Source organism: Pseudomonas sp. NFPP28, assembly GCF_900115535.1.
Lineage (GTDB): Bacteria > Pseudomonadota > Gammaproteobacteria > Pseudomonadales > Pseudomonadaceae > Aquipseudomonas > Aquipseudomonas extremorientalis.
Genome location: NZ_FOWT01000003.1, coordinates 363,332 through 375,500, shown reverse-complemented (window position 1 = coordinate 375,500; position 12,169 = coordinate 363,332). Strand labels below are relative to the sequence as shown.

Annotated in this window: 9 protein-coding genes; all 9 read right to left on the bottom strand. The window is 64.6% G+C overall.

Translation table 11 applies throughout. The annotated features are described in order from the left end of the window. Window positions 1-24 precede the first annotated feature (24 nt). The 9 genes from BM110_RS10445 to treZ all read right to left on the bottom strand — a co-directional run bounded on the left by BM110_RS10445 (window position 25) and on the right by treZ (window position 12,159). On the bottom strand, window positions 25-684 hold the full coding sequence (locus BM110_RS10445) for a glycosyltransferase family 2 protein (protein WP_093121132.1): 660 nt from the start codon (window positions 682-684) through the stop codon (window positions 25-27). Continuing rightward, complete coding sequence (locus BM110_RS10440; protein ID WP_093513319.1) at window positions 681-1,280, bottom strand: SAM-dependent methyltransferase; 600 nt, start codon at window positions 1,278-1,280, stop codon at window positions 681-683. Before BM110_RS10440 ends, BM110_RS10445 begins: the two co-directional genes overlap by 4 nt. After that, window positions 1,277-2,035, bottom strand: a complete 759-nt coding sequence (locus BM110_RS10435) for a PIG-L deacetylase family protein (RefSeq protein WP_092243908.1) — start codon at window positions 2,033-2,035, stop codon at window positions 1,277-1,279. The genes BM110_RS10440 and BM110_RS10435 overlap by 4 nt, the downstream gene beginning before the upstream one ends. Further along, window positions 2,032-3,030, bottom strand: coding sequence for an acyl-CoA dehydrogenase family protein (locus tag BM110_RS10430; RefSeq protein WP_092243905.1), 999 nt, complete (start codon window positions 3,028-3,030; stop codon window positions 2,032-2,034). The genes BM110_RS10435 and BM110_RS10430 overlap by 4 nt, the downstream gene beginning before the upstream one ends. Before the next feature lies 1 nt (window position 3,031). Next, complete coding sequence (glgX, locus tag BM110_RS10425; RefSeq protein WP_071488163.1) at window positions 3,032-5,191, bottom strand: glycogen debranching protein GlgX; 2,160 nt, start codon at window positions 5,189-5,191, stop codon at window positions 3,032-3,034. A gap of 120 nt (window positions 5,192-5,311) precedes the next feature. After that, window positions 5,312-5,560, bottom strand: coding sequence for a DUF2934 domain-containing protein (locus BM110_RS10420; protein WP_093121129.1), 249 nt, complete (start codon window positions 5,558-5,560; stop codon window positions 5,312-5,314). 25 nt (window positions 5,561-5,585) lie between these two features. After that, complete coding sequence (locus BM110_RS10415) at window positions 5,586-8,336, bottom strand: malto-oligosyltrehalose synthase (protein ID WP_093513318.1); 2,751 nt, start codon at window positions 8,334-8,336, stop codon at window positions 5,586-5,588. Continuing rightward, window positions 8,333-10,417, bottom strand: a complete 2,085-nt coding sequence (malQ, locus tag BM110_RS10410) for a 4-alpha-glucanotransferase (protein ID WP_093513317.1) — start codon at window positions 10,415-10,417, stop codon at window positions 8,333-8,335. Before malQ ends, BM110_RS10415 begins: the two co-directional genes overlap by 4 nt. Further along, entirely contained in the window at window positions 10,414-12,159 is a 1,746-nt protein-coding gene (gene treZ, locus BM110_RS10405; protein ID WP_093121126.1) for a malto-oligosyltrehalose trehalohydrolase, read from the bottom strand. Before treZ ends, malQ begins: the two co-directional genes overlap by 4 nt. Between the last annotated feature and the right edge of the window lie 10 nt (window positions 12,160-12,169).

Genomic DNA, 12,169 nt, shown 5'->3' with positions numbered 1-12,169 from the left:
TTCACATTCGGTAACGGCGTTTTTTCAGGTGGCGTGCATCAGGCTCTTCAAGTAATCGCCGAATCCCCCTTGTGCACGGGCGTCCAGGCGCGCACTGGTAATCACCTGCGGGCCGTGGCTCCAGGCGATGGAGGCGCCGCATAGTTCCAGGTTGCGCACCAATTGCACATCCTCATGGCACGCCAACGGCTCGAAACCACCGGCGCGCACGTACGCACCGGCGCTCACTCCCAGGTTGGCCCCGTGTATATGCCGATGACCGTCGCGGGCCTCGTAGCCCTGGTGGTAGCGAATCTGCGCGACGGGGTCGAAACCCTCGCTCCACGCATCGACCGTGACGGTGCCGCACACGGCGTCCACCTCCAGCGCCAATTGGGCCACCAACCAGTCGGGGGCTACCCGGCTGTCGGCATCGGTGCAGGAGATCCAGCGTGCGCCCTGATTGAGCAAATGCCGCGCACCCACGCCACGCACATGCCCCACGTTGCGCGCCTGGGCTTCCAGGCACTGCACCGGGTAGGCCTGGGCAATGGCGGCGCTGGCATCGCTGCAGCTGTCGAGCACCACCAGGATAGTCACGGTTTCGCCGAGCAACCCAGGATGGCGGGCGGCGATCAACGCGGCTTCCAGGCAGTCGCCGAGCAGCGCTTCTTCGTTATGTACCGGGATCAGAATGCCGATCATCGCAGGCCCTCAAGGGTGGCGACCGAGGTGCCGTCGCGGCTCCAGAGGTCGAGCAGGAAATCAGGTTCGTGGTGGCTGGCGACGCGAGGCATGTCCAGGCATTCCTGGAGCAGGGCGTGTACCTGTTCCGCGGTTTGCGGGCAACCGTCGATAGGCGCGCGCCAGTGACAGGCCAGCAGCTGGCCGTCGGCGGTCAGCGCGGTGCGGACGCGATCGATCAGTTGGCGCAGGTCATCGGCGTCGAGGTAGTAGCACCACTCGCTCAATACGATCAGCTCGAACTGGCCCGCCGGCCACTGTTCGGGCAAGCGGCACTGCTGCACCTGGGCCTGGGGGAACCCCAGCAAGCGAGTGCGCGCAAGGGCCACGGCGGCCGCGGCGGTGTCGCAGCACAGCAGCCGATCACAACGCGGTGCCAGTTCGAAACTCAGCTCACCATTGGCGCAGCCGGGTTCGAACACCGAGGCGTAGCGGGGCCGCGTGAGTATCGCCAGGGTCAGCGCACGTTTGCGCCGCTCATACCAGCGCTGGCGAAAGGCCCAGGGATCATCGTTATTGGCGAACAGCTGGTCGAAGTAAGGCGTGGCCACACTCATACAAATACCACTTCAAAGGGTTGCAACAGACGCTCCACCACGTAGGGCGCCAGCACCGGCGCGAGGCCGATCTGCGGGTCGCCTTCCAGTTGGCTGGCGAAGGCGTGGATGGCATGCCGTTTGCGGGCAACGGCTTCACAGGTCAGCGGAATCTTACGTGCACGGTGCCAGGGCACCCCGCTGTCTTCGGGCGTTGCCCAGTGCCAGGTCCACACCGGCAGCTCATACAGGGTAGCGCCGACCGCCGTGCAGGCCTGGGCGCTGGCACGCCCGACGGCCTCATGGTCGCAATGGCCGTCTTCGCGCCAAGTGGTAAACACTACGTCGGTGGGTTTGAGGTAGCGCTGGATAAACCCTACGAGTTCCTGTTCCCGCGCCGCCACCTGGCTGTCGGTAAAACCGGCGCGCAGCCATTTCAGGCTGTGCAGCGGCAACCCCAGGCGGTGCAGGGCCTGTGCCGATTCCTGCGGGCGCACCACGCTCAAACGCTCCACTGGCCAACGCTGCGAGCCGGGGTGGCTGGCGCTGCCGTCGGTCACCGAAATCAATTGGATCGGCCTACCCAGTGCCGCCAGGCCCTGCATCAGGCCGCCGCAGCCGAGGATTTCATCATCCGGATGTGGTGCGATGATCACCGCACGGTGGCCGCTGGGCACCAACTGCTCGACGCTGATCGACGGCAAGTCGGCCATTTTCGGCGAGGCCTGCCAGTGATGCAGCGGCGTGCCCTGGCCAACGATCGGATTGGGTCTCATAACTGCCACCTCCCTGTGGGTTCACCGGCCACCAGCTCTCCGAGCCCGGCCAAGTCGCGTTCGGCATGACTCTGGCGTACATACACAGGCAGGTCTGCCATCAACTGGGCAAAGTGCGGGTCCTTGCAGTAAGGACCGGCGCCGACGGCGCGCCCGACATGGCGTATGACCTGCTCGACCGTGTCTTCGATACAGGCCCGCGTCTGCTGGGCCAATTGCCGGGCGTCAGCCTTGGGCTCAAGGTCGATCTGTGCCGCGCTGGCACGCAGCACACAGGCGGCGCTGTTCAGTGCGCTGTCGACGGCGCCCAGATGAGCCAGGGCGTGGGGTTCCGGGCGTTTACTGCACTGCGCGCGCAAGACCTCGGCCAGGCGTTGCGCGGCGCCGTACCAGCAGGCGGCGATACCGATACCGCCTTGCCAGAAGCCTGGGCGGGCGAGGTAATCCCCCGGTCCGCCCACCGCCAATCCCCAGGCCCCGTCGAACACGACTTCCACACTGCCGGTGGCCGCCATACCCACCGCGTTCCACCCCTCATCCGTGACCACAATGCCGGGTTGATCCATGTGCACGGCCACCAACTGCTGGCGATCGTCTTCGTCCCAGGCGGTCAACAACCCATGGCTCACCACCGCCGCGCCGGAGCACCAGGCCTTGCGGCCTTGCACCCGCAGGCGATGGCCCTCCTGGCGCACGCGCACCTTCGCCGTTGGCGGCTCGGCGGCCCACATGCCCCACGTGCTGCCCAGGGGCGGCAGTGGGGAGTTGAGCTCGGCAATGATTGCCAGGGCATCGGTGTGGCCTTCGAACAGCTTGCACAGGCGCAGGTCATGACCCGCCACCTGCGCCAGGCGACTGAACCGCGCCAGGGTCTGACCGCCGCCGGGCAGCGGCAGTTGGTCCAGGCCTTCTTCCTGAAGGGCCTTCAGGGCGTCGCCCAGGGCTTGCGTGTCCGCATAGCCCCGGAAGCCTTGAAGGAATCCATGCAGAGCCATCTCACACCTCGTCTTCGCGCTGCAACTCGAACAACAACAGCGAGCGCCCGGTAACGGCGTACTCGTGATCGAACTCAAAGCGTTCCTGGCCGCGTACGGCGGGCTCGTTGGTGTCGAGCATGCACGTCCAGAACTCACCTTCGGGCACCGGCGGCAAGCGGAAGTTGACCATGTCGTGATGGGCATTGACCACCAGCAGCAAGGTAGCGTCGGCGCCGGGACGGCGAATCCCGGTTTCCTGGGCGCGACCATCCATCAACATGCCCAGGCAGCGACCGTTGCTGTCCTGCCACTGCTCGGTGGTCATCTCGTTGCCATCCGGCGCCAGCCAGGTGACGTCCTTCACGCCGATGTCTTCGTTGTAGTCGCCCACCAGGAAGCGGCCACGACGCAGGATCGGGTAGGCCAGGCGCAGCTTGATCAGGCGCTTCACAAACTTGAGCAGCGCCTTGCCATCTTCGTCCAGGTCCCAGTTGATCCAACCGATCTCACTGTCCTGGCAGTAAGCGTTGTTGTTGCCGTGCTGGGTGCGCGCAAACTCATCGCCAGCCACCAGCATCGGCGTGCCTTGGGACAGGAGCAATGTGGCGAAGAAGTTGCGCATCTGGCGCAGGCGCAGGGCGTTGATTTGCGGGTCGTCGGTCGGGCCTTCGACGCCGTGGTTCCAGGACAGGTTGTTGTTGCTGCCATCCTGGTTGTTTTCGTCGTTGGCTTCGTTGTGCTTGTCGTTGTACGACACCAGGTCGTGCAGCGTGAAACCATCATGCGCGGTGATGAAGTTCACCGAGCTGTAGGGACGTCGCCCACGGTGGTTGAACATTTCGCCGGAGGCGGTCATGCGGGCCGCGAAGTCGGCCAGTTGGCCGTCATCGCCTTTCCAGAATGCACGCACGGTGTCGCGGAAACGGTCGTTCCATTCCACCCAGCCCGGCGGGAAATTGCCCACTTGATAGCCACCGGGGCCGCAGTCCCAGGGCTCGGCGATCATTTTCAACTGGCGCAGCACCGGGTCCTGGCGGCAAGCCACGAGGAAGCTGTGACGCTCGTCGAAACCCTCGCGGTAGCGGCCAAGAATGGTCGCCAGGTCGAAGCGGAAGCCGTCGACGTGCATCTCGGTCGCCCAGTAACGCAGCGAGTCGGTGACCATCTGCAATACGCACGGGTGGCTCAGATCCAGGGTGTTACCCGTGCCGGAGTCGTTGATGTAGAAACGCTTGTCGTCCGGCATCAGGCGGTAGTACGAAGCGTTGTCGATGCCGCGCATGGACAGCGTCGGGCCGCGCTCGTTGCCTTCGGCGGTGTGGTTGTAGACCACGTCGAGGATCACTTCGAGCTTCTGTTCATGCAGGTGCGCGACCATCTCCTTGAACTCGGCAATCTTGCCGCTGGCCAGGTAGCGCGGGTCGGGGGCAAAAAACGCGATGCTGTTGTACCCCCAGTAGTTGGTCATGCCTTTTTGCAGCAGGTGCTGGTCATTGACGAAGGCATGCACCGGCAGCAGCTCCACCGACGACACGCCCAGTTGGCGGATGTGCTTGAGCACGTCGTCTTCCATCAGCCCGGCGCAGGTGCCGCGTACTTCATCGGCTACGGAAGGGTGACGCATGCTGATACCGCGAAGATGGGTCTCGTAGATGATCGTACGGTCCCACGGCACGCGTACCGGTTGGTCGTTGCCCCAGGTGTGCGCCGGGTCGATCACCTTGCATTTGGGCACGAAGGGTGCGCTGTCGCGCTCGTCGAAGCTGAGGTCGTCGTCCGGGTGGCCGATGGTGTAGCCGAACAGCGCCTCCGACCACTTGAGCTCGCCCACCAACTGCTTGGCGTAGGGGTCGATCAGCAATTTGTTGTGGTTGAAACGGTGGCCGTTGGCCGGGTCGTAAGCACCGTACACTCGGTAGCCGTATATCAGCCCGGGGTGGGCGTCGGGCAGATAGCCGTGGAAGGTCTCGTCGGTGTACTCGGGGAGTTCGATACGTTCCAGCTCGACCTCGCCGGAATCATCGAACAGGCACAGTTCGACCTTGGTTGCGTTGGCCGAGAACAGGGCGAAGTTGACGCCCAGGCCATCCCAGGTCGCGCCCAGCGGGAAGGGCAAACCTTCACGGATCCGCGACGGTTCATTGCCCGGCGTCGGTGGGGTTTTATCGGGTTTGCTCATTGAAAACTTGCTCCTGCAAAGATGTTTTTCAGGCCGAACGTGGCCGTGCCGACGAAATTTCAGCTGAGAATATGGAAGGTGGAATCACCTCTTGCCGACCGTGCCGGCAAGAGGGGGGTATCAAGGCTTGGGTTTCTTCGGCGCGGGAGGTTTTTTAGCCGCCGGTGGCGCCGGCTTGCTGGGCGCAGGCTTGGCTTTGGTGGCTGGCTTGGGCTTGGCGGCCGCCTTGGGTTTGCTCGGCGTCAGCGCTTCGGCTTCGGCCAGTTTGCGCGCCATCTCCCAATGCCGCGCGTCTTGCCCATGGGGCTTGCCTTCGGACTCCCAGATCTGGTGAGCCAACTCTTTTATGCGTTTTTCGTCAGTACTCATCGCAATGCTCCTCAACAGAAAATTTTCAGCTTTCTTGATCATCAGGATTGATAAGGACATTGACCGGGAAATCCCCCAGGGCAGTGCTGATCAACAGCTCCTTGTCTGGTGTGACTGCGCCTGTATGAAAAAGTCCCTTCCAGTTTTTGTTTGTCGCGGCGAACGGTAATTTCACCCGTGTGTCGCCCCAAACCTGCGCATTGATCTTGGGATGCACACCGTTTTCAAGCAGGTCATGCGGCCATCTCGGCACCACCACCAGCAGGTAGTTGCCCTGGTGCTCGCGCGCGAACGCGACCACCCGTTCGGCGTGTTTGCCAAGCACTTGCAGCGGTGTGTAGGTTCCTTTGCGGAACAGCTCGGGACAGGCCTTGCGCAAGCCCAGCACCTGGGCAATCAATGCCTGTTTGATACGCCCGTCGCGCCAGTTGAACAACAGTTCGCCGATGTCCGGTGGGGTATCCAGCGCCTGTTGCCGGGCGTTGAAATCCACCGGCCTGCGGTTGTCCGGGTCCACCAGGCTGAAGTCCCAGAACTCGGCGCCCTGGTACAGGTCCGGTACACCCGGCACCGTCATGCGAAGCAAGGATTGCGCCAGGCCATTGAGCGCACCGGCCGGCGCGATGGCCTGGGCCGCCGCGCCGATGGCAGTGCGCAACACCTGGCCTTCATCGCTGAGCAACAGCCGCGCCAGGAAGGCTTCGACGCCTTGTTCATAGGCTTCGTTGGGCGCGCTCCAGCTGCTTTGCAATTTGGCTTCGCGCAGGGCTTTCTGTTGCCATTGCCACAGGCGCTGCCGATAGCCCTCGAAGTCATCGGTCTGGTCCAGGGGCCAACTGCCCAGCAGTACCTGGTAGAGGATCAATTCATCGCCCGCTGAAGGCGTGCTTGCATCCGTCTTAAGTGGCGCGGCGAGGGCGCGCCACTGCTCGACCTGCTCGGCGTACCACGCCGCGCACTCGCTCAGCACGGCCAGGCGCGCGCGGGTATCTTCGCCGCGCTTGTGGTCATGGGTGGCGGTGGCCAGCAGGTTGTCAGGGAAGCTCTGCAGGCGTTGCTGGTTGACCCCATGGAAGTCGGCCAAGGGGGCGCTGAATTGTTCGGTGCTGAAGCCCACGTCGTTGCGCGACAGCAATACCGCCGAGCGATAGAACGCGGTGTCTTCCACGGCCTTGGCGGCGGCGGGCGACGTCAGTTGCTGGAAGCGCACGCAGGCATGCTTGAGGATCTTGCGTTCACGGCCCACCGGGCGATTGCGCCACGGCTGGCCGCCCAGCCAGTTGGCCAGGTGGTCGAGCACCGGCCAGTCGCCTTCGCCCAGGGTGGTGCGGGCGCCATCCATGGCCTGTTGGAACAGCCTGTCGTCGGCGGCGCTGCGGCCACGGGCGCTGATATAGGTGCGGTACACCGGGAAGTGCACGATCAGTTCCTGCAAGGCCCGGCGGATGGCGCCGAGGGTCAGGTCGCGGGTCATCACATCGTCGCGGGCCACTTGCAGCAGGGCCTGGGCCACGCTTTCAAAGTCGCCGCCGAGGGAGCCGTTGAGGATCTGCTGGCGGGCCAATTGCGCTTCTTCGATAAACGCAGCAGGCCGCTCGCTGTGACGGGTCCACAACGCGGCCAATGGCGCGAAGCCGTCCGGGTGATGTTGCAGCAGCGACAACTGGTTCATGAACTCGTAGCCGGTGGTGCCGTCCACCTGCCAGTCGTCGCGCAGGGTTTCGCCTTCGCCGAGGATCTTCTCCACGAAGATCGGCAAGTGCCGTTCGGGTGACAGCGAGTCCACCCGACGGCGCAGCTTGCGGCAGTAACCACGCGGGTCGGCCAGGCCGTCGATGTGGTCGATGCGCAGGCCATCCACCAGGCCTTCGCTGATCAGTTCGAAGATCTTGCCATGGGTGGCCTCGAACACAGCGCTGCGCTCGACGCGCAGGCCACCGAGTTCGTTGACGTCGAAGAAGCGCCGCCAGTTGATATCGTCCGCCGCGGTGCGCCAACTGGCCAGGCGATAGGCCTGTTGTTCCAGCAACTGATGCAGGCGCTTGAAACCCTCGGGCTGGCGGCCGTCGAAAGCCTTCAAGCGCTGTTCGATCGCCGGCAGCACGTCGGTGGCGCGCTCGGCCAGCGCTTGCTTGAGCGACGCGGCCGCGTGGTAAGCGTCGTCCTGGTGGGCGAGGGCGCTGAAGCGCTCGGCCAGGGGGTGGAGCCGTTCATCGGTGCCCAGGATCGCCGCGTAATCCTTGGGGCAGATGGGGAAACGGTGTTCGTAATGCTCGACATAGAACGCGCCGTGGTCGGCATCGAAGTGCAGGGTCAGGGTGCCGGCCTGCAGGGCTTCGCCGTAGTCGCTGCCGAGGAACGGCATCAGCAATTGGCCTTTGAGCAAGGGGTCGGGCGAATGCCACTGGATGTCGAAGAACTCGCTGTAGGGGCTCAGGCGGCCCCACTCCAACAGGTCCAGCCACCAGGGGTTGTCGGCCCCGCCGACGGCCATATGGTTGGAGACGATATCGAGGATCAACCCCATGTCGTGTTCACGCAGCGCAGCGACCAGGCGCCGCAGGGCCGGCTCGCCGCCGAGTTCCGGGTTGACCGTGGTGGGGTCGACCACGTCGTAGCCGTGCATGGAACCGGCGCGTGCACTCAGCAGCGGCGAGGCATACAGGTGGCTGATGCCCAAACGGGCGAAATACGGCACCAGTGGCACCGCGTCATCGAGGGTGAAACCTTTATGGAATTGCAGGCGCTGGGTGGCGCGCAGGGGCAGGGCTTTCATCGGTCACGCTCATAGGCTTGGTTGCGCGCGACGGCCAACAGTTCGAGGCGGCGGGCGGCGCCGGCATTGTCGAGCAGGCTGGACGCCTCGCCCGGCAGGCGGCGGCGCCAGTTGGGGTGGGTATCGGTAGTGCCGGGCAGGTTGGCTTGTTCCTCAACGCCGAGGGCGTCCTCCAGCGGCAGCAACACCAGTGGTGCGCGGGTGTGGCCGAGGTAGCGCACGCTGGCGTCGATCATGTGGTCGGTTTCATTGCGGATCTCTTCGACGAAGTTCTGCGGATCCTGGCTCAAGGCCTGGCGCAGTGCCTGGCGTTCGCGCAGGCGGTGCTCGCTCCATTGCTCCACGGTCGGCGCATCGATCAGACCCAGCTGGATGTTCCACTCGATATCGCGGCTGTGCCACCAACCGTTGAGGGTCGGCAGGTCGTGGGTGCTGGTGGTGGCCAGGGCGTTGTCCGGCCAGTCGAGGATCGGCTTGAACTGGCCTTCGTGGTTCTGTTCGAACAGCAACACGCGCATGCCCAGGATCGAGCGGGCGATGAGCTTTTCGCGCAGACCGTCCGGCACGGTGCCCAGGTCTTCACCGAGCACGATGGCCCGGTGGCGGTGGGATTCCAGGGCCAGCAGGCGCAGCAGGTCGTCCACCGGGTAATACAGGTAGGCGCCGTCACGCGGCGAGGCGTCCACGGGCATCACCCACAGGCGTTGCAGGCCCATCACGTGGTCGATGCGCAAGCCGCCGGCGTGGGCGAAGTTGGCGCGCAGCATTTCGATAAAGGCGCGAAAGCCGTGGCGCTTGAGGCCTTCGGGGGAGAACGCGGAAATGCCCCAGCCCTGGCCGGCGCGGTTGAGAATGTCGGGTGGCGCGCCCACGGTCAGGTCGGCGAGCAATTCATCCTGGCGGCTCCAGGCCTGGCTGCCACCCCCGTCGGCGCCCACTGCCAGGTCGGCAATCAGGCCGACGCCCATGCCGCTGCCGCGTGCGGCTTGTTGTGCGCGCTCCAGGCAACGGGCGATCAGCCATTGGCAGAACGCAAAGTAGCCGATCTCTTCACGGTGGTCTTCGGCGAACAGGGCCAATGCCGGGCTCTGTGGGGTGCGCCAGTCTTCTGGCCAATGGCGCCAGTCGAGGTCTTCACCGGCGGCGGCGCGGGCGGTTTGCACGGCTTCGAAGCGGCAGTGGTTTTCCAGGGCCTCACCGCCGGCCTGGCGGAAACTCTGGAAGTCGGCGTGTTGCGGGTGGTGGCCGTGGCGGAAGTCTTCGTACAACGCACGCAGCAGGCGCTGCTTGGCGTTCGCTGCGGTGGGCCAGTCAATCAGGCTGTGTTGCTCCAGGTCGTGCAGTTCATCCGCCAGGCCGCTGGCTTCGATGGCGTTGCGCACTTCGCGCTCGCCCAGGATGCAACCCGGCGAGGCATACAGGCTGTTGAGGAACAAGCGGCTGGAGGGAGAGTACGGGCTGTAGCGCGCGGTGTCGGCGCTGAACATCGCGTGCATCGGGCTGATCGCCAGGGCATCGGCGCCACGCTCGGCCGCTGAGCGGGCGAGGTGCTCCAGGGCCAGGGTGTCGCCGAAGCCGCCATCGCCCAGGCGGCGCAAGCTATAAAGTTGCGCGCTGAGGCCCCAGGCGCGGGCAGGTCGGCTGTCGACCGCTTCGGCCACGCTGTAGCAATGGGTGGGCGCGACGGCCAGGGTGAAGGTCTGGTCGGCAATATGCACCTGGTGGTAGCCGAGGGCGATGACGCCGGGCAGGACGGCGTCGCCATCCAGGCGCAGCTCCAGGGTTTCACCGTCTTCCAGGCAGACCCGGCAGAGGGTGTCCGGTTCGAAGTAGCGGGCCAGGTCCAGGCCTGCGCCGCTTTCGATGGTCAGCAGGGGCGGCAGGTGTTTGTCTTGTTGCACCTGTTCCAGTGCCCGCAGGCTGGCGTTGACTTCGGCATCGGTGTCGGCGGGGTGGCCCAGGCCTTTGAGGACGGCGCGCAGGGCGTCGGGTTTGACACGTTGCGGGCGGCCGTTTGCGTCGATCCAATCGACGGCCAGGCCCGCTCGGCTGGCGAGGATTTCCAGGTTCGCTTCGCTCAAGGGTGCTCTCCAACAGGGGATAGGGTGACGCGTGCGCTATACGGCGGCAGGTGCGCGCCGGCGTTGGCAGGCGTTTCAAACAGCACAGGCGCCGTCGCTGGTTGATCCAGCGGGTTGGCGCTCAGGTTGAGGTCGATCTGCAACAGGCTGCCATTGCCCAGGCGCCAACGAGCGCTGACGGCGCCTTCGGCCAGCACCTCGGCGCCCAGGGCCACGCTGCCGGGCAAGTGCGGCACGATGTGGCCGTGGCGCAGGCTCAGCAGTTGGCGGTAGAGCTCGGTGTGTTCGTTCTCGTGAAAGCTTGGCGTGGTCTGCAAAAAGGTCGTCAGGGCATTCGGGTCGGGGATGCGTTCGCGTCGCTCCGGGTCCTGGAACGCGGCGAAATCCTTGAACTCATTGCGACGGCCTTCGCGCACGGCTTCTGCCAGTTCGCCATGGTGATCGGTGAAAAACAGGAACGGCTCGCGGGCGTTCGATTCGTCGCCCATGAACATCAACGGGATCATCGGGGAGAGCAACAGCAGGGCGGTCGCCGCCTTCAATGCCTGCGGCGAGCAGAGTTGATGCAGGCGCTCGCCCAGGGCACGGTTGCCAATCTGATCGTGGTTCTGCAGGAAGGCCACAAACGCGCTCGGCGGCAGATGCCCGCTGGGTTCGCCACGTTCATGGCCATGCCGGGTGGTGTGGCCCTGGTAGATAAACCCTTCGCCCAGGCAGCGCGCCAGTTTGGCCGTGGGCTCTTCGGCGAAGTCGCTGTAATACGCGTCGGTTTCGCCGGTCAGCAGCACATGCAGGACGTTATGGAAGTCATCGTTCCATTGCGCGTCGAAATCCTGCTGCAGGAGACTGGCCTGGTTGAGTTCGTTTTCCAGCATCAGCCAGACGTGCCGGCCGGAATCCACCTGCTCGCGCACCCGGTGCGCCAGTTCCTTGAGGAAGTCCGGGTTGTCGATGGCGTGGACGGCGTCCAGGCGCAGGCCGTCGAAGCGGTATTCGAGCAACCACATCAAGGCGTTATCCAGGAAAAAGTCGCGCACCTCGCGCCGGTTGAAATCGATCCCGGCGCCCCAGGGCGTGTGCACGTCTTCCTGGAAGAAGCCCTTGGCATACTGACCCAGATAGTTGCCGTCCGGCCCGAAGTGGTTGTAGACCACGTCGAGGATCACCGCCAGGCCGTGCTCGTGGGCGCTGTCGATCAGGTGCTTGAGCTGTTCGGGCGTGCCGTAGGAGGCTTGGGGCGCGTAGGGCAGGACCCCGTCATAGCCCCAATTGCGATCACCGGGGAATTGCGCCAACGGCATCAATTCAATCGCGGTAACACCCAGCTCGGCCAGGCGTGGCAGATGTTGTTCGATGCCGGCATAACCCCCCATGGCGCCGACATGCAGTTCATAGATGACGGCCTCGTGCCAGGGGCGGCCTTGCCAAGTGCTGTGGCGCCAGTGATAGGCAAGGGAATCGACCACCACGCTCCAACCGTGCACATCCGCGGCCTGGGCCCGGGAGGCCGGGTCGGGTACATCCATTTGCCCATCGATATTGAAGCGGTAGCGCGTGCCCGCCGGGCACGCTATTTCGGTTTCAAACCAGCCATCTGCCTGGGGCAGCATGGCAACAGATTTGCCGTGTTCCAATTCAACGCTGACATAAAACGCGTCTGGCGCCCACAAGGCAAAACGCGTGTGTTGCGCGTCCAGCATGATTGCGCCGTGGGGCCAGGTTTCCAGAGTCCGTAACGGCATCTATAGAGAC

Bases quoted from the DNA above. Each gene is read 5' to 3' on its own strand.
- BM110_RS10445 (WP_093121132.1), bottom strand. From the start codon at position 684: ATGATCGGCATTCTGATCCCGGTACATAACGAAGAAGCGCTGCTCGGC.
- BM110_RS10440 (WP_093513319.1), bottom strand. From the start codon at position 1,280: ATGAGTGTGGCCACGCCTTACTTCGACCAGCTGTTCGCCAATAACGAT.
- BM110_RS10435 (WP_092243908.1), bottom strand. From the start codon at position 2,035: ATGAGACCCAATCCGATCGTTGGCCAGGGCACGCCGCTGCATCACTGG.
- BM110_RS10430 (WP_092243905.1), bottom strand. From the start codon at position 3,030: ATGGCTCTGCATGGATTCCTTCAAGGCTTCCGGGGCTATGCGGACACG.
- glgX (WP_071488163.1), bottom strand. From the start codon at position 5,191: ATGAGCAAACCCGATAAAACCCCACCGACGCCGGGCAATGAACCGTCG.
- BM110_RS10420 (WP_093121129.1), bottom strand. From the start codon at position 5,560: ATGAGTACTGACGAAAAACGCATAAAAGAGTTGGCTCACCAGATCTGG.
- BM110_RS10415 (WP_093513318.1), bottom strand. From the start codon at position 8,336: ATGAAAGCCCTGCCCCTGCGCGCCACCCAGCGCCTGCAATTCCATAAA.
- treZ (WP_093121126.1), bottom strand. From the start codon at position 12,159: ATGCCGTTACGGACTCTGGAAACCTGGCCCCACGGCGCAATCATGCTG.